The organism is Nitrobacter sp. Nb-311A, from assembly GCF_000152905.1.
GTDB lineage: Bacteria > Pseudomonadota > Alphaproteobacteria > Rhizobiales > Xanthobacteraceae > Nitrobacter.
Genome location: NZ_AAMY01000002.1, coordinates 64,475 through 86,211, shown reverse-complemented (window position 1 = coordinate 86,211; position 21,737 = coordinate 64,475). Strand labels below are relative to the sequence as shown.

Sequence of the window (21,737 nt, the reverse complement as noted above, 5' to 3'; positions counted from 1 at the left end):
GGTAAGCACCTTATTGTCTCTTGGACGCATAAAAAGCGGCAAAGTCCATGTCTCCGCGCGTCTTTGGGAAGTATTCGCCGTCTTCCGGTGTTGCAATCACAAAACGGTCGAACGTGTTGTTCACACCATGGCTGTGCCAAAGGCACATTCCCGGAGCGTGAAAAAGAAGTATGGACTCAAAGTCATGGTGCTTGGCGGTCGCGTCCACGACCACATGCGCAATCACTCTCCGGGCTGCTAGTTCTTTGTCGTCCAATTGGGACGTAAGCGAGAACTCCGTGACGTAAACATATCGCGGAACATCAAGGTCTCGAACGATCTGTTTTACACTTGCGTTTAGGTCGTTCCGAATTGCTCTGTGCTTATATTTCCATCCATAAGTGAGGTAAGTGCGCGCAACAATCTTGTTGGCCGCATGAGCCGTCGCAACACCGTCGCCCAGCCGTTCAGATGTGCCGAGAGTGTCAGCGTTTCTGGTTTTGTGCGAGGACCAGTCTGAGACGTAGTTGTCCAAAATTGCCCAAGCCAGTGTTTCGGCAGTTTCGGCTGGTAAATAGACCTTCGAGGGCAGGGGGATGATTAAAACAATCGTACTGTCCTGCACGTTGTTCTGCACATCGCCGATCGAACAAGAAGATGTTGCTGGAAGGCGAAGGTTCGGCCCTTGCTGATCGTCGTTCATGAGAAACGCTGAGCAGTATTCAGCTCGCGTCGGCCGCTGCGGCAGCGTGGCCGGCGCTTTGGGTGCCAATACCTGCCCTGTTACGACAATGCTGTGCGCTATAGACGATTGAGGAAACTTCACCCACACGGACACCGGTATGCCCGAGTCGACATACCGATTGATAATCTCTTGAGGTCGAAGATTACCCCATTGAGTTTTCCCGTTGGCGTCCATGCCAGCGGCGTAAATGAGCGGCTCGCGCCCTGCGGCTCGAAACGCTGCGACGGTGTTATTGACAGTGAGAAATTCCGATCCTGCGGGGAGTGTGGAGTTTACCTGCGATTCTGAGCGCGCAATCGCGGCGTCAGTAATATTGACTGTAGAGAGCCAGGGGCCGCGATGTCTCGCATGAATGTGTCGAGCGCTGACCCAGATGCTTGCTTGCGCGCATGCTCCAACACGGGAGTCTTGTTGGGTCATGGGTACGGATTCGATCGACAACTCCGCCCCAAGGATATGGACTGTGTACCGCGCTCTGACGAGTAGATGTCGTTCGTAGTTTGTCGGCGCTGCGGGCGGACGAAGGATTGCCTGGCTGATCGGAGACTTCGAGATTGGGCGAAGCACGATAAAGCCTAGAAAGAATTCGGCGTTGACGCCTTCCAGGCGATGCGCTGCTTCCTCGACTGGATCGGCAGCTAAGAAATCAAGTTCGCACGAGAAGAAGAGAATGCGCTTGCAAACCTTAGAATGTCTTTTGAATGTTTTGGCGTAGTAAGCACTGAATGCTTCGCTGAAATCCCGGTCAATATAGTCATCGTCCATCAGCACGGAGCGCGCGCCCAACTCTCGGAGGTGGCGAACGAGATTCCCGGTGATTAAAGGATTGCCTTGTCCGGTGCCAAGAAGCGCCTCTAGATCTGTCCAACGCTCTGGGGAATCGAGTGCAAGGACACGGATCGTCATCCTTGACGACTAGCCGGCTACTAGACGACCACCTATCTGCTCGGCAGACCGAATGTTGGATTCGATCTCATCGATGGTCTTCTTCGCCTCATCAGAAAGGTCCCAATCGAAGCCGGTCATGGACTGATTTTCAGAAGAAGCATGGACCTGCACGCCCGAATCAAAAATCGTTTTCAGTGCGTTTCCCATGTCGCGCGCTCCAAAAATTTCGCCCCCGCGCCAGCCCTTAACCTGCTGAATTGACTCCGCTTTGAGTCGCTGTCTGAATAATGATCAGTAATTTCAGTAGGTTGCAAGCATGGCCGAAATCACGCTCATATATGCACAAACTTCCTTGACAGGCAAATAACGAATGCCGATCCAACTGGATCATTCATTAATTCGTGAATCGCCTAGGTAGTTCGAAGCCGCCTCAGACCGCCCGCAAACCTCAGCGTTTTCTGCGCTTCCTCATCCTAACCCCCGCCCCACCGCCATTCTCCGCGATGAACTCGACGCCAGCCTTTTCGAGGGCGGCAATCAATTGCCTGATTGTGCGCTCTTGTGCGGCCAATGGACCGGGCTGCGTCTCCAAGCGTTTCACGCTAGGCAAAGATATTCCTGACGCTTCTGCCAGGTCTCGCTGCTCCCAGCGTAGTAGCGCGCGCGCGGCACGAATCTGTTCGCTCGTTGGATTTAATACCTCAGGTATTGACATTGACTCACCGATAATTTAATACCTCAGGTATTGCACGATAAGTCGACAAAGGCAATCACCAATGACCACGAAAAGCACCATTACGGTGAGCGGCGGAGCTATGCCCAAATTCAACCGCAAGGCCATCATGGCGCGGGCGTGGGCCATCTTCCGCGAGACCTACAAGTATCCAGCCATCAAGTTTTCCAGCATCGGCTGGAAATGTTTCGGATGGGCGCTCAAACAGGCGTGGGCCGAGGCGCGCGAGGTCGCTCGTCTGGCCGCGATGCCGACGGTCGACAAGGCGGCGCGCATCGCCGTTCTTAACCGCACCATTGAATTGGCTTCGTACAGCGAAAGCTGGCCGGACGTTTCCCGGACGGTCAACGCCGCTCGGGCGGAGATAGCCCTTCTTTCAAATCAGCTCTAGCATCGGAGACTATCACTCATGGCACAAGCTGAGACGATTCCTACCACGACGAGACGGGGCTTTCTATCTGGCGCGGTTGCAGCCGCTGTTCTGCCGGCCGCAGCAGCACCGCAACTGATTGATCCGATATTCGCGGTCATTGAACGCCATCGATCGGCTTTCAGAGAATTCGCGGCCGCATCGCTCGCCGCCGACGAAGTCAAGGCGCTGAGAGATGGGCGCGAGACCACACAAGAGGCTGAAGATAGGCTGGATGCGGCGGTCGAGGCGAACGAAGAAGCTGCCGATCTGCTCACATCTACAGCCCCAACCACGATGGCCGGCCTTGCTGCCGCTGTAGCGTGGCTTCTGGAATACGACGAGGGGTGCATTCCCGACACATCAGGCCAGTTTCTGAGGACGTTGGCTACGTCACCCCTAATGGTAGGAGGTTAAGAGCGTGGCACAGGGTAATACCGCCAATACAACGCGCCGTTCATTTCTCGCTGCTGCGGGTGCAGTTGTAGCGCCGGGCGTTGCGGTGACGGCTACATCGAACCGGGATGCTGAGTTGATCAGGCTCGGGCACGAGCACGATAAGCTGGTTCAGAAGCTTGAGGTTGAAACAGCGAGGTTGCGGCCACTTTGGGACGAGCACAGGCGCCGTATGGACGGATGGAGGGCCGCAAACCCCTTCAAAACGGGAGACGACATCAAAGCCTATGATCGCCTTTGGGATGAAGTCGGATTGAACGACGCATATAAAGATGGCGATCCTGACGAGATCACAGATGCAATGGACCCCATCTGTCGCAAAATCCTAGCGATCCCGACGATGACTCTGGCTGGACTGCTCGTCAAAGCGCGTGTAGCGAAATACCACGCATCTGAATTTTGGGACGAGCCACACGATACAGCAGATTTGGCTCATCTCCATATGCGAGAACTTTGTGACGCCGTGATCGACATGGCGGCGCGCACCACGGCGTAAATCGCCGCTTCTTAGAAGACAATTCGATGATCTGAAATTCTCTTGGCCGGAGGAAAAGACGCGACAGCCGGAGCTTTTTGTAGCTAGGTCGGCCGGACAACCACGCGTCCTATTTAAGTTCTGTGGAGGGATATCGAGGATTCAGAGAGTTCCCGTTAGCTCGATCTATCGGGAACCCATGCCTTACTACTTGATGCATTCATCGCATTGGAGAATCAGCATCATGACCAAGAACCGTCTTTGTGATCTCAACGACCACCTGTTTGCGCAGATCGAGCGACTAGCCGACGAGGACAGTACTCCCGAGAAGATCGACCAGGAGCACAAACGCGCTGAGGCAATGGTTGGTGTTGCCGATCAAATTCTGCGGACCGCAGCAGTGCAGTTACAGACCGCGAAGATGGTGACTGATTTCGATGGCGCTGATCCGCGCCCATACCTTACGATGATGGAAAAGCCGGGCTCCAATCTCCCAGCGCTAAAAGTAGTCAGCGCGAAATGAGCGGGTCCCGTCGTAGTCGTGTGAAATACACGAAGGACGAACTGGATTTTGTTGAGCAGCATTGCCAGATGCTTAGATCAGATATGCACGCTGAATTTGTAAAGCGGTTCGGTCGCTGCGATATTTCCATCCGTAACTTGGACGAGTTACGCAAGCGCAACCGATGGCTCACCGGCCGAACGGGACCTCCTCCGGGTTGGAAACCGAGATATAAATTTCCTGTTGGGCATCGGCCGGCGAATGCCTTCAAGGTCGGCAACATTCCCAAGCATAAATTCAAACGCATCCGAGAGATCGGATTCGAATTTCTGACAAAAGATGGATACACAGCGATTTACATTGCGCCGAAACACTTCGTCCCAAAACATCGATATTTATGGGAACAGAAGTACGGCGCAATTCCTGCCGGGTACTTTCTGAAATGCAAGGGCGACAGAGCTGACAGCGATCCATCAAATTGGGAGTTAATACCCCGCGGTCTCATTTCGATGCTCGATGGGCCGCAAGGCCGTGGCTATAGCCGCGCCCCCGCAGAGTTGAAGCCCATTATCATGGCCGTGACGCGGCTGGAGCACACACTAAAAGAGAGGAAACGACGATGAAGCGAACCGATATCGTACTTTAGCCAAGCCAAGCTGGCCTCTGATAAAGGCCTGCACTTTCAAATGCAGCAGTTCTTGCAGGCGCCGCCACAGCAGCCATCATTGGACTATCGGTTTTCCGGTAATGCACAGGAAACCGTCGTTCTGATCAACAGCGCCGGCAGACATCAACTCGGAAATCTGACGCATGCCGTCATCACGATCGATCGCCTTGATGACGTGCATCTGCCGGGCATTCACTGATTCGCGCTGTTCCAACGCAGCAAGTCGTCTCTCAATCGCTTTCATGTTCGAACCCCTATAGCGAGCTGCCACAATGTCTCATCCGACAAGTGGCTGAGATAGGGTGCGGGCATGTCCTCGGTACCGCTATTATCGGATCGATCGACAACCATCTTCTTTAGCGTCTTGTAGAGGCTTCCCATCTCCGGCTCGGTCAAATCGCTCTTAATGCGCTGGACCCAGCGCGCCGCCGGCGGATCGTCTTCGCCGTGCCATTCACCGCATAACACCAGATCGCCGGAACCGAACATCCCGGCCTTGTTGGCTGACGACACCGCCGCGTCGATATCGGCGCCGGGCTTGCGCCACAGCATCAGCATTTCATCGTCGTTGCGCCGACGCGCTTCCAGCTTCTCAATGCGCGTGGTGATGCTGCGCGTCGTCATGGCATTACCATCACGCGATGAATGAACCTGTCTGAGGGCGAGGCCCGGCCATCGGCGATCAAAGCCGCCGTCACCGCCTCGCACTCGACCACAGAGTCGCCGACGACGCGATGACACGTCCGGAACGCTACCGGCGACAGTCTGGCCTCGATATCCTTCAATCGAGTGTCAATGCTTCTGGTCATGTCATTATCCCCAAGGCTCGTGGCAGCCGATGCTCATTGCGCAGTCATCCTTTCCAGCCGCTCAAGACGCTCCGCCAGCTCGGCCGTTTCGAATGCCTTCACGTATGCTTCAACGAGCTTCCCGATCTCGCCGGCATCGGCGGGCGTGATCTCACCGTTCGCCACGGCCGCCAGAATGGCCGACGTCACAGCAGCGGCATCGCTGGCGCTCCTGATGTCGGGCAGATCGAACGTCACCGGGCGATCCTTTCGGGGTGGGAGAATGCGGTCCATGCATAGCCGCAGCGCGGCTATGTCACCACCCAGCGCCAGTTCCACCGCTTTATTCGTCAACGCCTCGGCTTGACCATCCAGCAGGCTTTCCAACGCAACCGTGGTCGCGTTGCGCGATCCCTTCGGACGCCCGGCAGGGTTGCCAGACTGCCCCTTTTCGAATGGTCTCCCGCGCTGCTTTCCCACTGTATCATCAGCGCCAGCCATCAATTCAGCGCTCCCAGGTACGCCGCGCCGCAGACGGTCCAGAAAAAGGACAGGGAGCCGTGGCGCATTTCACAACGGACAATCGACTCCATCAAGGCGGCAATCACCTCCGGGCATTGCGTCTCCCGCGCCAGGGTCAAATAGTCCCGAGCCTCGGTCTCACCAAACCTCACCTCGTCTTCGGTCGTCCCGGTCGCGCTGAAGAGTTCGAATGCCTCGTCCTCCGTGATCATGCCCGGCAGCCGGCCAAAAGTCGCCCTGGTGGAAAGAGCCTCGATGAATCCGCGCTCCATCGATCCAGCGCCATGCTGGCAAATGCCACCGAATACGAATGCCAAGAATGTGTTGGACTGGATGGCGCGCGCGAACGTGAGGGCGGTTTCAAAATGCTGCCGCCCCAAGGCATGGTCCAATGCATCATTGCCTGTCTTGCCCGGAAGCCAGAAGACGAATTGCCCGAAGGGACCGTCAGATTGATAAGGCTCCGGGCGAGGACGAACGAAGCTCGGAAGCCCTAAGGATGCGTTTTCAAAGCTGATCATGCTATACTGCCTTTATGAAAACAAAACGCTCTCTGTCGGATGCGTGTCCAGTGCACAGTGTTCTCTACTTCAAACCTCTTGAGCAGAACGACAAATGAACAAGTTCGGTTGGATCATTTTCCAAATGGCCGTTGCTGGTCCGGTGTTTTACTTCTGTGCCAACGTGCTGCACGGGGAAGGATTGGCTCCTGCCATTGTCGCCATGCTCGCAGCGCTGCTCGCGACGGTCGGTTTGGGCAAGATCATCGACCTACTGAACACGCGACGCGTCCGCATACGTGAGCAGTCGTACGGTCAGGGCAGCCGACCGCCTCCCATCCCTCGTTCTGACCAAGGCACGTAGCATGTTGGCTGATCTCGGATCAGTCAGGATACGAGCGGCCCCTGACAAATTCTTGCCGAGCTTCCACTGTTCGTATTTGTCAGCAAGCGGCCTCAGAAAGCTAAGAGGCTGCGCGACGACCTTCGCCCCTGTCTGCACCACCCCGCCGGCCTTCTGCATCTCATTGATCATGTCGTTGTATGCGGTGCGCGAACCAATACCCTGCCGCGTTCCTGTCGCCTCAAGGATGTCAAGGAAACGATTGAACCCCTGCCACCGCTCTGCGCCATTCGGCAGCGCTTCAACGGCCGCTTGCAGATTCGCGCGGGCTTGAGGGTTTGCAATCAACTGAGCGCGAAATTTTGCACCGCCAGCCTGGTTTGCCCCGGTCTGCAAATCCTTCGCCGCCTGGTTGAACGTGCTCTCGACATGCACGCGGACAAGATCAGCAGCTACGCGGGGCTTACGCTCCGCGAGTTTCCCGACCGTCTCCGCTATTTCGATCTCGCTGTGCGGGAGCGGGTTCTTCGGGAACAAGGCATCAACCGCCTGCTTCGTCGTCAGGTCGCGCTGCGCCAGCTTCCCGACCGGCGTGTTTTCTAGCCTAGCCAGCCCGTCACGCGCGATTGCTACACTCTCCAACCGGTCGCGCACGCCAGGGTATTGGCGAAGCAAGTCTTCGTTCTGCCGGATAGCGGATCGAATACCATCCGCCGACAGATCAGCGCCTTCGCGTGTCGCCCGGTCCAATACCTGCGTGACGATATGTTGCTCGAATGCCTCCCGCGCCGCTGGTGATGCGACCGCGTTAAACTCGCGCGCCGCCGATGGTCCGTTGTTCTGGATCGCGCCCGGCACGCGCTCAGGCGGCATTACAAAGCGGCTGTTGAACTCGTCGCGCTCGATGATCTTACCGGGCACTCGGCTCTGGTCGAATGGCTCAAGAGGGCGGGAAGCGGCCTGAAAATTTCTCCGAGCATCACCATAAGCAGGAACCTGCTCAAGGGCCCGGTCCAGCGCCCGCTTTGTGTCCTGCAACCGCGAAACAGTATGATTTGCCCCGGCCTGCTTGGCCTGCGAGATCAGGTCATTAATCGCCTCTCGCGAGTTGTGAAGCCCGGCAACCGACATATCCAGTGTGCCGTCCGGCTTGAACAGCGCAGAACGAGCCGCTTTCAGCCCCTGACGCACCGCGCCCTTGGCCGTGTCCAGCGCGCCGTCCAACTGACGGAGCACCGCCGACGCATCGACCTGTCCGAACTCGGTGGCCCGCTCCCCGACGATCGGCATTTTGCTCGTCGGATTATTGTCTACCAGCCATTGAGCCCGCGCCGCCGCTCGTTCAGCGTCATCAAGAATGATCGGTATGTTCGGGCGGTCGAGATAGTGCTTCGTGACATCGGCAATCCGATGCCCCCCATTGAGCGGGATCGTGGCCTCCGCGTTGCGGGCGGCTCCATAGTCCTTCTCCGCGAGCGCCGCTCTCATCCCTTCCCGACCGCGATAGACATTATCAAGTTCGCCTTGGATGACATTGCCCGCGCCTTCCGGCGTGACGCGGGGGCCAGCCCGCCAAAGCACGTCATCGAGGATTTGTGCCTCTGGCGAGCCGCGCATAACCTGCTGCGCGACGCTGCTGACATCTGGACCGATTGTGCTCGGAGCCTGGTTGACAGGCGAGAACTGATCGAACCGCCCACGGGCGGCCTGTTCCACCTGTTGGGGCCTGCGACCGAAGAACTCTGCCATCTGCGCTTCGGTCTGAGGCGACGCCTCAAGGTGGCGCATGGTATTGGATAGCACGGGACGGCCGGCGACCTGGCTCAACGCTTCCGGCCACGATAGGTCAATGCCATGCTGCCGGGCCTGGGCCATCAGAGCTTCCGCCTGATCGACCATCTTCGGTGTGACGCCTTCGGGGAGTTGGTTCGATATTGATCGAGCAGCGTTTCCCGGCCTTTCTGCCGCCGCAGCCATACCACCGCCTGCCAGCGCTCCGAGAAAACGCGCAACAGGCTCTATGTCTCTTCCCTTTGTCACCTGCCCGGCGGTTTCGCTTGCCGTTGCCGGGGCAAGAACGCGAGCGCCACGCGATAACCAACTTGCTTCGCCGCCAAAAGCGGCGGGCAGGAACTCGCCGGTCGTCTGCGCATATTCGCCGGCTGTGGTCTGCGGCTTATAGAAAGGTCCGGTTACCTTCTCGACCTGTCCCTGCAAATCACTCGTCGTCGGCGCATTTGCCAGTATCGAAGTCGGCACGCTGGCGCGCGTCATGACTTCGTAGATCGCATCCTTGAATGATTGGACTCTTTCGGGGGCGATACCGAGTTTCTGTGCCGCAAGGTCGATACCGTTGGAAAGCATCGTCCGGACATCGCCAGCCATTCCCGCCATCCCAAGCGCGCCTTTGGCAGCACCGACACCGGCAGACTTTGCAATGTCAGCCGCCATGCTTGGCTCTGCGAAAGGATCATGATCTACCGGCACGAGCTTAGGGCCGAATGAAGGCTGCCCCATATCCATAATGACGCGCGTGGGCACACCGTTCTGACCCGGAACGGTCTGCACGCCGCCCGAAGGCGGGTCTGCAAATGGATCAAAATCAACAGGCGTGAATGTCGGCATTACTGCACCTGCAAATACTTACCGGGGCGGTTCGGGTCCGGCACGTAGAAGTTGCCATCCCTGGCCTGACGCGCGCCCTCAACGGGCGGATCTGCTGATTGCTGCGGCCCGATGATGGATTCAGCTTCGCGCCGCAGATCGCCAAACACATCGCGCTGGGCCATCTTCTCAGCCCAATCGAGTTCGAAGTCCTCGAACCCGCGACCCTTGTTGGAGGGGTCGCGCTTGAATGCCTGAAACGCTCTGGCCCGCTCAACGTCGAGCTTTACCATCCGGCGAGCGCCTTCAATGATGATTTTGTTCGCGCGCGGTTCGTTGCCCAACTTGGCAAAAATGTCCGTGATAAATGCGCGGTCGGCATCGGAGAAGTTGTTCGCCGGGAAACCGCCAGCACCGATCTTGCCGACGACGCTCTCATTGATAAGCGATTGCAACGCCTGAGCGCTACCGGCTCCCTTCGGGTCCAGACCGATGCTCTCGGCAACCTGATCATTAAGGCCCATGGCCTTGGCCCACGCAGAGATATTCATACGGGCCGGCGCTAGCTTGCCCTGCGAAACCTGATTGAGAAGCCCCTCCATCCGGGACAGGTTCGTCAATGTCTTGCCTGCCGATCCTGCCGCCGCAAACATATCGGCCCGACGCTTGCCAGCCGCTTCACCGGCTGCCTTGGCCTCGCCACTCTCCGCGCGCTGGTCTATGTTGATTGCTCCCGCCGCCTTCAACTCCTTCTCAAGGTCAAGAATGGAGCCTTGATATCCGCTGGCCGCCTTCAATTGTTGAAGTGTCTTGATCTTGTCCGGCGTCTTGCTCTCATCCAGCCATCTGGTGAGCAGCTTGTCGGCAAATTCACGCTGCGACGCTGGCAGGTTTGGATTCGAGCGAGCCTGTAACAGCATCGGGATATTGGCTGCGGTGAGGCCGGGCTGCCCACCGCCTTGTGCTGGTTGAGAGTTGGCCGGGAGAACCGAATTGTCGGCGGATGCCACCTGCACCGGTCGGCCATTCTCGAATTCCGCCATCGCCCCGACGACGCGGTGGCGCACCGCAGGGTCGTTCATGTCGATCGGCGCGTTCGGATCAACGCCAGCCTTGCGCGCGACAAACTGAGCATATGCGCTGACCGGATTCCCGTCGTTGGCTGGTGCCCACCGATTAATGATGCCGGAGACAGTGTTTATCCCGCGTTGACCGTAAGATTGCAGCAGGTTGTCTGCCGCCGCCAGCCCTTGATCCATCGACCCGAACCGGCCAAACCGGCCATCCGAGCCAGTAAAGCCTGGCTGCTTCTGTGTGAAAGGCGAATTTTTCAGATTTAGAGGATTGTTGTTGCGAATGCCACGAGGATCGCCAGAGGATAGCTGCGCCGTTGCATTACCCGCGCCGAATATCCGGCCTAAGCCGGAATTGAACTGCTGCGATGCCGCCGTCTCGCGCGCCAGCTTGTCCTTGGCTTCCGCAAGCGACAACATCTGCATCATGCCGCCCGTCTCCCCAAGACTGGCCAATGTGCCGGCAGCGCCACGATAATCAATCTCACCGCTTGCCACCTTCTTGCCCAGGTCGGCAAGCGTCTGCCGCTCCTGACCTTTATTGATAGATGATACGAGCTGCGAAAGCTGCGGCGTAATATCCGGCGTGATGGCCTGCGATGATGGGAGTTGGAGCTGATGAATGGGCATAGGTGTGAGATTTAAAGCCATTGGTGGGTTTCACTTAAACCGTTGCAAGGCACGACGGATCAATGCCATCAGCGCGCAGCCGATCAATCACGGACCGGCGCACGTATTCAGATTTGGTTTGAAGTTCGCGCTTCGCAGCCGCGTCGATCGCTTCGGAGAGCGACTCCGGTGCGCGAAACTGCAGAAGCTTGGTGTGATGTTCCATGACGTATCCGCATGATGATGTCATGCGGATCACAGTACGATGTGCGCGGAATCCTGCTACCTCAGTTCTGAAGGAATGAAATGAGTCTGATGAATTTGCAGGATATGATCGGTACTGGACGTGAAATTCTATTCGTTCACAGCCTTTCAGCTGATCTTCCATTACCGACTGAGAGATTTAGCGGAAAGTAAATTCCCCGATCAAGCTATCCCATGCTTCTGGCCGCTGAGCGTTATGCGTCGCAGTCACGACGTCTCCACGAACTCTCGTCATAATTGTCCTGAGTTCCACGCCAGGTTCAACGATCCGCTTCAAAAGGGATGCAGTAAATGGGCTGTTGCGGCCGTTGCCATCTGACGCAACCTTGTTCGCCTGACTCGCGAAAGCTACAAATATTCCATCAGCCTCTACTTTTGCCAAGCCACGCTGCAAACCTATCGATCTTGATTTAGGTGTAGGTGCACTTGCCGCTAGCTGTGTAATCGCATCATTGTCACGGCATGCATCTACGATGAGTATCCTTACGCCAGGGGTGTTTTGTAGATCGTCAATTACATCCTGAAGGCGGATAAATTTTTTCAGGTCTGTCTCGTCTGAAAGCTGCCCATCGACGGGGGCAAGGTAATTCACCCCCTGGTATTGCAGTCCATGCCCTGCGAAAAATACAAGCGAAGCGCTTGCTGTTCTGGCGTTCTTCACAAATGTCGCAATTGCGTTCTCCATTGTGATGCGTGGCAAATTAGTGCCAAAGACAACCTTGAAGCCCGTTGAACGAAGGATTGCCGCAAGGTCTGTCGCATCATGTTCAGGGTTTGCGAGTTTGGGGAAGAAATTGTAGCGCGAGTTACCAATTACGAGCGCAACGCGAGACGGATGCGTTGGGATCGGGTTGGTCTTCAGTTCTGGCTCGAGCGTGACATAGTCGTCATCGAAGCTGCCAGAGGTTGCTAGTTGCTCTTCCTCTACGTCAAAACTACCTGACGAAGCTCCTCTTACTTGCCTGAGCGGAACCAAATAAGTAGCGGAAAGCAACGAAGCCCAAATAAAATTCCGTCTATTTGTGCTCATATCCCTAGTTCCGTCTGAGCATGGGGGCCTAGTCAAGGGTACGACGAACGCGTCGTGGCTTTTCCATACTACGTCTATCACCGTTCACGGAACAGGGCCTCCTTAGGCGAGGGATTCGCAGCGGGAGCGCCCTTTCAGGGTAATCATTACGGAATCATCATGGGCAGGCGGCCCGCTATTTCCCTAACAGCCCTTCCAGCCCTTCTCTCCTGAAGTAAGCGACAACGCCGTCGCTGGACCGGTCACCGCTCTTGTACCGACGAAGCGCCTCATGGTCCCCGTCCAGGAACATCGCCAGCGCGACCTTGCTGACGATCCATTGACCGCCACCGACGCGGCGTCCAATACCGTGTTCGATGGACCAGTTACGGATCGTGCCTGGCGATTTGCCGGCGCGTTCGGCAGCCACGTTGAGCGGAATGCCTTCACGCTTGTCATACGGGATGAGCGTCATGCAGACCTCAAACATGGGCAGCCTCCGACAGAAGGACGCCGCCAGCGGCCGGACGTGGGAAGCGTAGTACAGCCCCGCTAGGCCGTCTGATCAAGGCACCTTCCGCGGTGAGCGCAATCACCTCACCGCCTTGCAGCAGAAGCAGCAGGCCCATGACATCGACCCGGCGAGCAGGCTGAGTTGGATGGACGCCAAACAGATCGAGCGCGGTCCAGCCCATTGCGTGCCCGGTCGATGACCATCGGTCGAGAAATCGCTCGGCGTCACGCAGCAGCATTTCCCACCGATCCGGCATCATCCAGTCGGGGCCCTGTCGCCCTTTCAGCCCTGCAAGAATTGCATGCCAGTCGGAGGCCGATGCGCCGGCAGCGCTTGCTGCCTGACCCTGCTCAAAATTGTTGGTGACACTGGTGACATTGGTGACACCGCATTTAAGTGATTGAAATGACGCCTGTTTGCCGTCACCAAAATTTGCGAGGGGTGTCACCAAAGCAATTTCGTTTGGTGACACATGTCGGCGCAATTTGGTGACGCTTACATTATTGATAGGACTCACGTTTTTCGCTCTGTCACCAGTGTCACCACCGTCACCAGCATTTTTCAGTAGAGCCGAAATCTCATCGGCAAGACCATCGAAGCTATGCATCATGGTCGGCCTCCAAGAAGCGCGCTGGCACATGATAGAGTCGTAAGCGACCGTGGCCCGGCACGCGACAGACGTTGGTCCGATGAGTTTTTGTGTCGCAAAGCAGGCCGCCCTTCTGCTCTAGGGTCGCCGCGACCCGGCGCGCATCAAGCCCGCGACAGACTTCCTCCTTCCATGCGGTGGTGGTGATGAAGTAGTCCCAGCCATCGCCGACCTTCTGGCGATAGCCGGCTACGTCGCGCGGCTGAATGCGCTTGTCCTGGTCATCCTCCCAAGCGGGAATGAACCGAGCCATGCCGTTGGCGAGAAGAAACGAGCGAACCTGATCGATGCCCTCACGGGCTTCTGCCGGTTCGATCCCGCCGCGAACGGCAAGCCAGTCTTCGAAGCAGCGGCCGGCAGCTAAGGTCGCTTCACCACGCTGCCACGGAACGACCCCACAACGAACGGCAATCTCGCCACCGGCGGCGACCAACCCGAACCGCTGGGCTACCCGTTCGACCTGCCCATCAGCGCCGGCTGGCACGAACTGCTCGCAGAAGGCGCGGACAAGCTCGGAGACCTGTTTGCGAAGAACGTCGATGTTGGAGACCACCGCAGCCAGATACTCGCGAGCAGCGACGCCATAGTTCTGCATCGTGGCAGCGCGCAGGTGACGCGCCAACGCCTCGGCAGAGTCAAAGCCGTGCAGGTTCTCAAACAGCCCCATGCCAGCGCCGGCATCGGCCGGAATGTCGACGATGCGCACCTGCTGACCGGCGGCCAGACGACGACCACGGCCGTCCTCGGCGACCTTGTCGGCAAGACTGATCTCGCCTGAGGACAGGAACATGACACGCCACTTGGCGGCACGTCGCGCCGAACCATCCCGGGAGGACCGGCTTTTGCCTGAGCCGTTACCAAGCATGTAGGCCGCTTCGCCTGCATCCTTGGCCGCAAGCTGCGACAACTCATCAAGGCAGAGCAGCGTGTCGGAATGTCCGAGTGCCACGCCTTCGAGGCCGTTGGCGGTGGCGCGCCAGGAGCGGACGAACCCGGTGACCTCGCCACCACCCCAGACGCTACCAGCCACCAGGAGCGCGGTGCTCTTGCCAGTGGAAGACGCGCCACGGAAATGCAGGCCCCCACCCTCGGCCGAACAGGGCCCGATCAACGGGCCGGCGAAGGCTGCCGAGAGCGCCACGACCAGACGGCTGTTGCCGATCGCGTAGCGCGCAACATTGTCCTGCCAGTCCTGCAACGTGCCCTTCTGGCGGAAGGAATGCTCGTGCGCCGTCGCGCTTTGCAACAGCAGCATGTCGCGCTGATCGGCACCGAAACAGTCGTCCGGGAGAACGAACGAGTTACCGTGCCATCCTACCCGCTGGGTTGCACGTGCCCGGTTTGGGGATCGCACTTGAAGCAGGAACGAGTTGAACTGCGTGCGAGCCTTAGCGCTTGGGGCAATGAACATGCCACCATCCAGTAAGGCCCGCCGCGCTTCTGATCCATCGCCGGCCAGCATGGCACGCGGCAACGCATAGCGATGCTCGCGGCCATCATGGTCCTTCCAATGGAGCAACAAGCCCCAGCTGCCGCCTTCACCGTCCCGGGTCTCCGCGAGGATGTCGAAATGGCCGGCAATCTGCATTGGCGGCTTCTCGTCATCGTCTGGATTGAGCCACATCAGTCCCCGTTCGGTGAACTTGTAACCGAAGGGTAGCACAGTGGTGCCAGACTCCGACCCAGCTTCATCAGCCGGCGGTGTCCATTGCGGCGCAGCGTCAACACGAGCCCGCAAGTCATCCGCCGTGTGTCCCGCCTCGATCCAGTCGGATACGTCACCTTTCTTCGGAACGTCATCGAAGTGAACGACGCGGACGCTGACTGCCACTGGAAATGCAAGCGCGGCCTTTTTGTCGGCATGATTGCGCCCCTCGTCGTCATTGTCGGCGAGGATCACGACATTGCGGCCGGTGAGGTATTGCTCACAGCCGGACGGCAGCCCGTCACCACACCCGCCGAACGTGAAGGCAGGCAAGCCAAGCTTCGCAAGGGTATCCACATCCTTCTCACCTTCGGGCCAGTAGATGAATTGGTCTTGCTCACCCTCGAACGGATTTCTGCCGGTGAAGTATGGGACAGCGGCAAAGCCCTTTGGTTTTCGGTATTGCCAGCCTGTTGTGCCGTCGGTGTCCGTCACGCGATAGACGTTCATCGCGTTGCCGTCCTTGCGCATGATCTTGATCCGGACCGGCACGCCACCGACGCGGTAGACGTGACGGCGCTTCTCATCGTCCCGGATGCGCGGACCCTCGTCTCCGGCAATCACAAACCGGGGCTTGCCGTCCTGGTCCGGAGAGGTGCGGGCCGGGAAGGTTGGGGCCGCGTTCAGATCGATCGGAGACGGCGTAGGTTTCGTCGCCTGCGCTGTGCGTGGTATTGACGCCGTACCGCCCGTCACACCGAGCCGCTGCGCAATCTCGCGTGCCGCATCAAGCTTTGATGTACGGTTAAGGTACGCCAGCAGGTCGATGGCGTCGCCACCAGCTTCGCCGGTCGCGAAATCCGACCACACCCCGGTGGACAGATTGATCTTGAAAGACCCGGGACGGGTATTGCCACGCGTGGGATTGCGAGAGATCCATTCGGAGCCTTCTCTCCTGCCGTCGGGTAGCCAGTCCTGCACAAGGCTGGTCAAGGCGACCCGCGCGGCATGACTGACCGCCGCAAAATCGATCCGGCCGCTATGTTCAAAAGCCTGATTGACCGCGCCCATTACTGTACGCCTCCCTGCGGTTCGACGGTACAGAGCAGCAGCGCAATGCCCGGATGATGGGCCTCAACGAAGGTTTTCCATGCCGGCTCAAACTTCAGCCGGGTCTCGACAATCAGAATGTCTTGCCGAAACAACGCTGCATTGGTTGCGGCTGCGGCATAGGCGGCCGTCAATGGCGCGCATGACACGATGACTGCTCCACTCGCCCGCTTGATGAAGCGAACAAGCGATTTCCGATGAAAGGCGGTCGGCCCTCTGGCCTCGTGCATGTCGTCACCGACGATGACGATGTTCGGACGCTTGCGCGGCGGATTGAACCTCTCTGCACCTTGAGGCACGACGCAAACACCTACGCCGTGATCCCGGGCCGCGCCCATGGTGGGCCGAAGATGCTCCGGCCCATGTTGGATCGCGTGAGTGAAGCGCTCACGCGGTACTGACACATTGAGGATGCCAATCATGCCGCATCCTCCGAAACGATGGTCACCGGAGTTTCAAGGCGGTAGCGGCCATGACTGCCCGGGTATGGACCACTATGAGATTCGCGATCGGTGCTGATGACGAGCCCGGCCTTCCGGAGCTTGAACACGTAGTGCGACCAGCGCGGCGCGGGTTGCTCCAGCGTTGTGATGCCAGTAGGCCCGGCATTAACGAGGTGGCGTAATGTCCACGCTTCCCGCCCTTCGAACGTCTGGCGTCGACCATCAGGCAAACGGATGGTGATTTTGTTGCTCATTGCCTCGCCTCCGTCTCAATACCGAGACCGGCGAGGCGCGCGACGACGAGGGCGTGCGGGACGGTGATGCCGTAGCGCTGCGCGAGCTTTCGGACAGCGGTCGGAGCGGTGTGAAGCATGGGAGTCGAGTGCCAAGAAAACAAATCTGGCTGACTGGCCCTTAGAGAGTTGCGGCGAGAGGGCCGCTTGCGTACAATCTTCATGCGAAGTTCCTATGCATGAAGCCGGTGAGCGCGAACCTTTCCAGGGGAGTAGCGCAGCCGGCTTCGTCATTTGAGGACAAGGTCGGTTACGCGGCGTGGCGCGCGTGCTCAGAGGTCGAGCGAACGAGAGGCCCGATCTTGCTGCGAGCCCACGAATCCAGGCCGTCTTGCGGATAAAGGGGAATGCGGCCAGCCATTCGAAAGGGCGGGCCGTCAGAACTGACGCAGGCCAGTTTGGCGAGCGTGTTCGGCGAGCACGGAAAGCCGTAAGTCGCCGTTACATATTGAGCGGCTTCCTTCCGCCGCAGGAAGCGGTCTGCGCCGTGGTTGTCTTCAAGAGAAATTTCCATCGTGTCCTCGCAATGCGGAGCAATTCCGCGATGCGGGGAAGATGGCTCTGGGTACCGGAATCTAAATTAGAGGATTAGAAAGAAAAGCTCGCGCCTAAATAGGCATTTAGATTCAGGGAAGCTGATTTGCGCGAGTAGCCGCATCGGCCACCATCTTTTCAGCTGCCGCTCTGAGGTGCTCGCCGGGAAACTTATCCATCGCCTCTGGAACGCGGGAAATGCCAATCTTATAGGCATTAAGCGCAATGTCGTTGCTTACATCCTCTGTCTCAAATTTTTTCAGCCACGAATTGATCGAACTACGTAACCCGGCGCCCGGCCGCAGAAGTTTCTTGAAGGAGTTTTTGTGCTTCTTCATAACGAAAGAAACAGCTTCATCTTCTGTAACTCCCCCGGCAATCATGAAGCGAATGCCGACGCAGAGGCTCGACTGAATGCGCCATACAGCGCTTGTATTATTGTGTCGTCCGCGGCGGGGTTGAGTTTCAACCTTGAAGAGCGGATGAGGGATACCATCAACTAAGTCCTGCATCGCCTCCGCAAGAATATGAAAATGAGAAGCGAGCTCCCGTTGGTCGAGGTCCTTAAAAAGTTGTGCCACGGCTAAGCTAGCAAGGACGTACCGTGACTGTTGCAGAGCACGCGGACGCTCTTCCTCCGAACTGTCACCGACGTAACGGAATGTGTTTTCAATACTCACCACCATTCTTTCCCACGCCTCAAAAAACTTTGGCGCGTACATGCTTATTTCGTCATTCATACCGCCCCTCCGCTCGGAGCATCCGCATGTTGACGACGCGGCAGGCCAGTGCGGTACTGGCTTTTCGGGAGCTACCCTAGCCATGCCGGTTCATTAGGTCGTCCGAAGCTGGACAACCTTCTCCGCCTTCTTCCCAGTCATTGCTGTTTCGATATGACTCGCGATTCGATCCGCCGCCGCAACCAGAGCAGTGTCGATTTTGTGGATATATCCTTCAGTCACGCTGCCTCCAGCATGGCCCAAGAGCGCCTTGATCGTCGGCAGCGAAAAGCCCAAATCCTCGGCCGTCGAACTGAACGAATGACGCAAGCCATGCGGTGTCAGGCCGGGCACGGCATCGCCAACAATGCTGGCGAGAGCCTTTGGCAATCCGACGTAACGCTTTTTCTCATTCGTCAGCGCCGAGAAGACGTATTTGGATTTGGATTTCTCACAGGCCTGTTTCAGAACGGCGATAGCGGCCGATCCGATTGGCCGGATGCTCTTGCCCGTCTTGCTGTCGCCAAGCCGAAGGGCGCTGCGGGCAAAATCAATCTCGGTTTTCAGCAACCTCTCTATTTCACCCCGGCGGCATCCAGTGAGCGCGATGACTCGCATGATCAGGATCGGTTGCCAGTTGACGGCATTGGCTTCGGCTGCTGTCAGCTTTTTCCCGAGGGCTCGATATCCGGCGTCGTCGAGACGCCACTCACGTGTCTCGTCCTTCGGCCGGATGATGCCTCGTGCCGGATTGTCCGGCCGATAGCCCTCATTCACGGCGTAGCTCAAAATTCCACCCAGCAATCCCATCGTGCGAGCGGCGGTGCCTTTACCACCTGTGACAATGGCGCGGCCACGCTTCTTGGTCTTGATGTCAGCGGCGGTCTTGCCGCTGATCACGCTCTGTTGGAAGCGGCGGATATCTGCGGTTGTTACATCCTTGACGGTCCGCTTGCCCAAGATCGGGACGATATGGCGCTCAACACGTCCCTTGTCGGTGTAGATAGTTGATCTGCGTTTGGCTTCGCCCCGGCGTGTCAGGATCAGCCCGCGCTCGGCCTTGTCGAGATATTCTCGACACAGCGTCTCAATCGTTATGGCCCCGCGATCGAGTTTCTTGTTTTCAGCCGGATCGACGCCTTTCAAGACATCAGCCAGGCTGATCTTCGCCGCCCTGCGGGCTTCCTCCACTGTCAGGACACCGTATCGCCCCACCGTGAGCCGCCGGCTCCGGCCATTGGCGTTGCGATACTGAACGAGGAAGGACTTGGCCCCGCTTTTCTTCACGCGGAGCCCAAACCCGGGCAATTCGTCATCCCAGACAAACCGGTCCGCGCCCGATGCCTCGGCAGCGTCGACAACGCGTTTGGTGATCTTGACCATCTGATACCGGGTAAGCAGCGGGTAAGCAGGAGACGGTAAACCGGAGAAATCACCGGAAAGACCGTTGCCTTCAAAATCGTCCGGTATTTATTGTATTTCTAGCACTCGGAAATTCCAAGCAATTTCGGGTAAGCATCAGAAATAAGCCTACCATTGCCCTCCGAAGGCAAAGGTCACACGTTCGAATCGTGTCGGGTGCGCCATTGTTTCATTGCAAATTCAATCAGTTCCTAACAGGCTCTAAGTGTTGCCCACATGCCGCGCATATGCGCTTTGATATCGATTTGGCGTCCAGGTCGATCGTCCAGCAGCACCGGCCGCTGGGGGATGGATGAGACGGAAAGGGTCCACAAAAATTCTCGCCGGGGCAAGCAAAGCCATTGCGCCAGGCACATTGCTGGGCACGTCATAGTCGGCGTTGGATCTGCCTACGCGACCGGTCATGCGTGTGGACCTGGTTCCGGGGTCCCGATTGGATACCGATCACTCCGAAAAGGAATTCAATCCGCAGGGCAAGAAGATGGAGAAAATCCTACGGTACGCGACATGACGGTGCGGGTTACGGCCTGCTGTGTCGCCGAATCGGCTGGCCTATCTCCTATCCAGAAGTCGGTCTGCTTGACGAAGCGCCGGTCAGCCAGGCCCACGCGGCATCACGGTCTGAAGGCTCGAAGGTCTGAATCTGGAGCTGCGGCAAGAACAGCGCCGCGGCCTTGGCGAGCAGTTTCATCCACTGTTTGTCGGTGACAAGCGCATTGCGAGCAAACCGATGCCATTCGCCGAGTTTCCCAAAACTGTAGGATATGTCCTTGCGGAATGCCTCTGCCGTCATGTCGTCGAAGCCTATCATGTCAACAAACATGAAGATGCGCTCATGCGCTTTCAGTTTTGCTTCGATCGCAGCCAGCATCCGATCATAGTCCTCGCCGGTCAGCCTTCCTGACACGTGGATCGCAAAGACATTGTCTGGGCTTGGTAGAATTTCGATCACTTCAGATACTCGAATTGATTTCATGGAATGCCAAGCGTAGCTCCCGAACGTCCGCATCCTCGTAATGAGCTTGAGATCGGCACCGATCACGTCGCCGCACTAAAACGGTCTCATATCGTTCAGACGCAAAAAGCCAGCGAATGAGGAACCCTCGGGTACTCGAATCGTTCCCAAGGTATCGGTGGAGCGCCTGATGCCGAGTCCGGCATTTCCGTCGAGGCCGATCCAGAAATAGGAGTTCCGCAATGCAAGTGCAGGAAGCTATGACGCGCGATGTGCGCGTTGCCAACGCCAATGAAACCATCGAGCAAGCTGCGCGGCTCATGTTTGACCTCGATGCCGGCGCGTTGCCCGTCGGCGAAAACAATCGCCTTGTTGGGATGATCACCGACCGCGACATTGCGATGCGCGCGGTAGCCCAAGGCAAAGGGCCGCAAACCAAAGTGCGCGAGGTCATGACCGATGATGTCAAATACTGCTTCGACGATCAGAATATCGATGAGGTGACGCACAATATGGGTGACATTCAGGTGCGCCGCCTGCCGGTCCTCAATCGCGACAAGCAATTGGTAGGCATCCTCTCGCTGGGCGACATTGCCGTGAATTCAGACGACGGTGCGGCAGGCGGAGCGCTGACGGGCATCTCGCGTCCCGGCGGCGCCCACAACCAGACCAAATAGACGAGTTCGCCATACCGGACGTCGCCGCTCTCGCCGCGCCCGCCAGCAGATGGTGACTCAGCAGATCAAGCAGCGCGGGTGCACGATCCGAATGTTGGTTCGTCGGAAGCGTGCGAGAAAGACTTGAAGTGGGCGCTTACGGTTCTAACTTGAACCTCTAGCCGGACTGCGGTTTGGCGAAACGAAGCTTGGAAAGGGAATACAGCCGCC

At 57.8% G+C, this 21,737-nt stretch carries 27 protein-coding genes and 1 tRNA gene; 7 read left to right on the top strand and 21 right to left on the bottom strand.

Translation table 11 applies throughout. The features are described from left to right. Positions 1-10: 10 nt before the first annotated feature. Together NB311A_RS00455 and NB311A_RS00450 are read right to left on the bottom strand one after the other, a co-directional pair. Positions 11-1,630 (bottom strand): hypothetical protein, encoded by a 1,620-nt coding sequence (locus tag NB311A_RS00455; protein WP_009796420.1) that lies wholly within the window; start codon positions 1,628-1,630, stop codon positions 11-13. Between the two features lie 9 nt (positions 1,631-1,639). After that, positions 1,640-1,819 carry a hypothetical protein gene (locus NB311A_RS00450; RefSeq protein WP_009796419.1) on the bottom strand — a complete coding sequence of 60 codons (180 nt, stop codon included), beginning with the start codon at positions 1,817-1,819 and terminating at the stop codon, positions 1,640-1,642. A 569-nt stretch (positions 1,820-2,388) separates the two neighbouring features. Between NB311A_RS00450 and NB311A_RS00440 the strand changes: the two genes are divergently transcribed. The 5 genes from NB311A_RS00440 to NB311A_RS00420 all read left to right on the top strand — a co-directional run bounded on the left by NB311A_RS00440 (position 2,389) and on the right by NB311A_RS00420 (position 4,810). Then, on the top strand, positions 2,389-2,736 hold the full coding sequence (locus NB311A_RS00440) for a hypothetical protein (protein ID WP_009796417.1): 348 nt from the start codon (positions 2,389-2,391) through the stop codon (positions 2,734-2,736). A gap of 18 nt (positions 2,737-2,754) precedes the next feature. After that, positions 2,755-3,171, top strand: coding sequence for a hypothetical protein (locus NB311A_RS00435; protein WP_009796416.1), 417 nt, complete (start codon positions 2,755-2,757; stop codon positions 3,169-3,171). 4 nt (positions 3,172-3,175) lie between these two features. Then, a complete protein-coding gene (locus NB311A_RS00430; RefSeq protein WP_131522863.1) occupies positions 3,176-3,706 on the top strand; it encodes a hypothetical protein in 531 nt (176 codons plus the stop codon). A gap of 223 nt (positions 3,707-3,929) precedes the next feature. Beyond that, entirely contained in the window at positions 3,930-4,208 is a 279-nt protein-coding gene (locus NB311A_RS22175) for a hypothetical protein (protein WP_050752033.1), read from the top strand. 20 nt (positions 4,209-4,228) lie between these two features. Next, the gene (locus tag NB311A_RS00420) at positions 4,229-4,810 is read left to right on the top strand and encodes an HNH endonuclease (RefSeq protein WP_131522862.1); all 582 of its coding nucleotides are present in this window, start codon (positions 4,229-4,231) and stop codon (positions 4,808-4,810) included. A 99-nt stretch (positions 4,811-4,909) separates the two neighbouring features. On the opposite strand, the gene NB311A_RS21490 is transcribed toward NB311A_RS00420, so the two are convergent. The 18 genes from NB311A_RS21490 to NB311A_RS00335 form a co-directional block, all read right to left on the bottom strand. Further along, entirely contained in the window at positions 4,910-5,098 is a 189-nt protein-coding gene (locus NB311A_RS21490) for a hypothetical protein (protein ID WP_131522861.1), read from the bottom strand. Next, complete coding sequence (locus tag NB311A_RS00410) at positions 5,095-5,478, bottom strand: hypothetical protein (RefSeq protein ID WP_009796411.1); 384 nt, start codon at positions 5,476-5,478, stop codon at positions 5,095-5,097. Before NB311A_RS00410 ends, NB311A_RS21490 begins: the two co-directional genes overlap by 4 nt. Next, positions 5,475-5,663 (bottom strand): hypothetical protein, encoded by a 189-nt coding sequence (locus NB311A_RS00405; RefSeq protein ID WP_009796410.1) that lies wholly within the window; start codon positions 5,661-5,663, stop codon positions 5,475-5,477. Before NB311A_RS00405 ends, NB311A_RS00410 begins: the two co-directional genes overlap by 4 nt. Before the next feature lie 33 nt (positions 5,664-5,696). Further along, positions 5,697-6,143 carry a DUF5681 domain-containing protein gene (locus NB311A_RS00400; protein WP_009796409.1) on the bottom strand — a complete coding sequence of 149 codons (447 nt, stop codon included), beginning with the start codon at positions 6,141-6,143 and terminating at the stop codon, positions 5,697-5,699. Beyond that, positions 6,143-6,685: a hypothetical protein gene (locus NB311A_RS00395; protein ID WP_009796408.1), complete on the bottom strand. Its 543-nt coding sequence runs from the start codon at positions 6,683-6,685 to the stop codon at positions 6,143-6,145. Before NB311A_RS00395 ends, NB311A_RS00400 begins: the two co-directional genes overlap by 1 nt. A 250-nt stretch (positions 6,686-6,935) precedes the next feature. Then, positions 6,936-9,458, bottom strand: a complete 2,523-nt coding sequence (locus tag NB311A_RS00390; protein ID WP_131522860.1) for a hypothetical protein — start codon at positions 9,456-9,458, stop codon at positions 6,936-6,938. Positions 9,459-9,631: 173 nt separating this feature from the next. Next, a complete protein-coding gene (locus NB311A_RS00385) occupies positions 9,632-11,335 on the bottom strand; it encodes a hypothetical protein (protein WP_207382327.1) in 1,704 nt (567 codons plus the stop codon). 13 nt (positions 11,336-11,348) lie between these two features. Beyond that, the gene (locus tag NB311A_RS22170; RefSeq protein ID WP_009796404.1) at positions 11,349-11,519 is read right to left on the bottom strand and encodes a hypothetical protein; all 171 of its coding nucleotides are present in this window, start codon (positions 11,517-11,519) and stop codon (positions 11,349-11,351) included. 177 nt (positions 11,520-11,696) lie between these two features. Continuing rightward, positions 11,697-12,587, bottom strand: coding sequence for a caspase family protein (locus NB311A_RS00375; RefSeq protein WP_009796403.1), 891 nt, complete (start codon positions 12,585-12,587; stop codon positions 11,697-11,699). 175 nt (positions 12,588-12,762) lie between these two features. Next, on the bottom strand, positions 12,763-13,056 hold the full coding sequence (locus NB311A_RS00370) for a hypothetical protein (protein ID WP_009796402.1): 294 nt from the start codon (positions 13,054-13,056) through the stop codon (positions 12,763-12,765). Beyond that, the gene (locus tag NB311A_RS00365; protein WP_009796401.1) at positions 13,049-13,690 is read right to left on the bottom strand and encodes a hypothetical protein; all 642 of its coding nucleotides are present in this window, start codon (positions 13,688-13,690) and stop codon (positions 13,049-13,051) included. The genes NB311A_RS00370 and NB311A_RS00365 overlap by 8 nt, the downstream gene beginning before the upstream one ends. Then, a complete protein-coding gene (locus NB311A_RS00360; RefSeq protein ID WP_009796400.1) occupies positions 13,680-16,445 on the bottom strand; it encodes a DUF927 domain-containing protein in 2,766 nt (921 codons plus the stop codon). The genes NB311A_RS00365 and NB311A_RS00360 overlap by 11 nt, the downstream gene beginning before the upstream one ends. After that, the gene (locus NB311A_RS00355) at positions 16,445-16,906 is read right to left on the bottom strand and encodes a hypothetical protein (protein ID WP_009796399.1); all 462 of its coding nucleotides are present in this window, start codon (positions 16,904-16,906) and stop codon (positions 16,445-16,447) included. Before NB311A_RS00355 ends, NB311A_RS00360 begins: the two co-directional genes overlap by 1 nt. After that, positions 16,903-17,181 (bottom strand): hypothetical protein, encoded by a 279-nt coding sequence (locus NB311A_RS00350; protein WP_009796398.1) that lies wholly within the window; start codon positions 17,179-17,181, stop codon positions 16,903-16,905. Before NB311A_RS00350 ends, NB311A_RS00355 begins: the two co-directional genes overlap by 4 nt. Then, the gene (locus tag NB311A_RS22850; RefSeq protein WP_009796397.1) at positions 17,178-17,300 is read right to left on the bottom strand and encodes a hypothetical protein; all 123 of its coding nucleotides are present in this window, start codon (positions 17,298-17,300) and stop codon (positions 17,178-17,180) included. Before NB311A_RS22850 ends, NB311A_RS00350 begins: the two co-directional genes overlap by 4 nt. Positions 17,301-17,470: 170 nt before the next feature. Next, a complete protein-coding gene (locus NB311A_RS00345; RefSeq protein WP_009796396.1) occupies positions 17,471-17,734 on the bottom strand; it encodes a hypothetical protein in 264 nt (87 codons plus the stop codon). 112 nt (positions 17,735-17,846) lie between these two features. Continuing rightward, entirely contained in the window at positions 17,847-18,494 is a 648-nt protein-coding gene (locus tag NB311A_RS00340) for a hypothetical protein (protein ID WP_009796395.1), read from the bottom strand. A gap of 93 nt (positions 18,495-18,587) precedes the next feature. Then, complete coding sequence (locus tag NB311A_RS00335; protein WP_009796394.1) at positions 18,588-19,856, bottom strand: integrase arm-type DNA-binding domain-containing protein; 1,269 nt, start codon at positions 19,854-19,856, stop codon at positions 18,588-18,590. Between the two features lie 101 nt (positions 19,857-19,957). On the opposite strand from NB311A_RS00335, the gene NB311A_RS21670 reads away from it, so the two are divergent. Further along, positions 19,958-20,059: transfer RNA gene (locus tag NB311A_RS21670), tRNA-OTHER, on the top strand. Between the two features lie 395 nt (positions 20,060-20,454). Here the strand turns inward: NB311A_RS21670 and NB311A_RS00330 are convergent. Then, positions 20,455-20,937 (bottom strand): STAS/SEC14 domain-containing protein, encoded by a 483-nt coding sequence (locus tag NB311A_RS00330; protein WP_009796393.1) that lies wholly within the window; start codon positions 20,935-20,937, stop codon positions 20,455-20,457. Between the two features lie 155 nt (positions 20,938-21,092). On the opposite strand from NB311A_RS00330, the gene NB311A_RS00325 reads away from it, so the two are divergent. Then, positions 21,093-21,527: a CBS domain-containing protein gene (locus NB311A_RS00325; RefSeq protein ID WP_009796392.1), complete on the top strand. Its 435-nt coding sequence runs from the start codon at positions 21,093-21,095 to the stop codon at positions 21,525-21,527. The last annotated feature ends 210 nt before the right edge of the window (positions 21,528-21,737 follow it).

Bases quoted from the DNA above. Each gene is read 5' to 3' on its own strand.
- NB311A_RS00455 (WP_009796420.1), bottom strand. From the start codon at position 1,630: ATGACGATCCGTGTCCTTGCACTCGATTCCCCAGAGCGTTGGACAGAT.
- NB311A_RS00450 (WP_009796419.1), bottom strand. From the start codon at position 1,819: ATGGGAAACGCACTGAAAACGATTTTTGATTCGGGCGTGCAGGTCCAT.
- NB311A_RS00440 (WP_009796417.1), top strand. From the start codon at position 2,389: ATGACCACGAAAAGCACCATTACGGTGAGCGGCGGAGCTATGCCCAAA.
- NB311A_RS00435 (WP_009796416.1), top strand. From the start codon at position 2,755: ATGGCACAAGCTGAGACGATTCCTACCACGACGAGACGGGGCTTTCTA.
- NB311A_RS22175 (WP_050752033.1), top strand. From the start codon at position 3,930: ATGACCAAGAACCGTCTTTGTGATCTCAACGACCACCTGTTTGCGCAG.
- NB311A_RS21490 (WP_131522861.1), bottom strand. From the start codon at position 5,098: ATGAAAGCGATTGAGAGACGACTTGCTGCGTTGGAACAGCGCGAATCA.
- NB311A_RS00410 (WP_009796411.1), bottom strand. From the start codon at position 5,478: ATGACGACGCGCAGCATCACCACGCGCATTGAGAAGCTGGAAGCGCGT.
- NB311A_RS00405 (WP_009796410.1), bottom strand. From the start codon at position 5,663: ATGACCAGAAGCATTGACACTCGATTGAAGGATATCGAGGCCAGACTG.
- NB311A_RS00400 (WP_009796409.1), bottom strand. From the start codon at position 6,143: ATGGCTGGCGCTGATGATACAGTGGGAAAGCAGCGCGGGAGACCATTC.
- NB311A_RS00395 (WP_009796408.1), bottom strand. From the start codon at position 6,685: ATGATCAGCTTTGAAAACGCATCCTTAGGGCTTCCGAGCTTCGTTCGT.
- NB311A_RS00390 (WP_131522860.1), bottom strand. From the start codon at position 9,458: ATGGCGGCTGACATTGCAAAGTCTGCCGGTGTCGGTGCTGCCAAAGGC.
- NB311A_RS00385 (WP_207382327.1), bottom strand. From the start codon at position 11,335: ATGGCTTTAAATCTCACACCTATGCCCATTCATCAGCTCCAACTCCCA.
- NB311A_RS22170 (WP_009796404.1), bottom strand. From the start codon at position 11,519: ATGGAACATCACACCAAGCTTCTGCAGTTTCGCGCACCGGAGTCGCTC.
- NB311A_RS00375 (WP_009796403.1), bottom strand. From the start codon at position 12,587: ATGAGCACAAATAGACGGAATTTTATTTGGGCTTCGTTGCTTTCCGCT.
- NB311A_RS00370 (WP_009796402.1), bottom strand. From the start codon at position 13,056: ATGTTTGAGGTCTGCATGACGCTCATCCCGTATGACAAGCGTGAAGGC.
- NB311A_RS00365 (WP_009796401.1), bottom strand. From the start codon at position 13,690: ATGATGCATAGCTTCGATGGTCTTGCCGATGAGATTTCGGCTCTACTG.
- NB311A_RS00360 (WP_009796400.1), bottom strand. From the start codon at position 16,445: ATGGGCGCGGTCAATCAGGCTTTTGAACATAGCGGCCGGATCGATTTT.
- NB311A_RS00355 (WP_009796399.1), bottom strand. From the start codon at position 16,906: ATGATTGGCATCCTCAATGTGTCAGTACCGCGTGAGCGCTTCACTCAC.
- NB311A_RS00350 (WP_009796398.1), bottom strand. From the start codon at position 17,181: ATGAGCAACAAAATCACCATCCGTTTGCCTGATGGTCGACGCCAGACG.
- NB311A_RS22850 (WP_009796397.1), bottom strand. From the start codon at position 17,300: ATGCTTCACACCGCTCCGACCGCTGTCCGAAAGCTCGCGCAGCGCTAC.
- NB311A_RS00345 (WP_009796396.1), bottom strand. From the start codon at position 17,734: ATGGAAATTTCTCTTGAAGACAACCACGGCGCAGACCGCTTCCTGCGG.
- NB311A_RS00340 (WP_009796395.1), bottom strand. From the start codon at position 18,494: ATGAATGACGAAATAAGCATGTACGCGCCAAAGTTTTTTGAGGCGTGG.
- NB311A_RS00335 (WP_009796394.1), bottom strand. From the start codon at position 19,856: ATGGTCAAGATCACCAAACGCGTTGTCGACGCTGCCGAGGCATCGGGC.
- NB311A_RS00325 (WP_009796392.1), top strand. From the start codon at position 21,093: ATGCAAGTGCAGGAAGCTATGACGCGCGATGTGCGCGTTGCCAACGCC.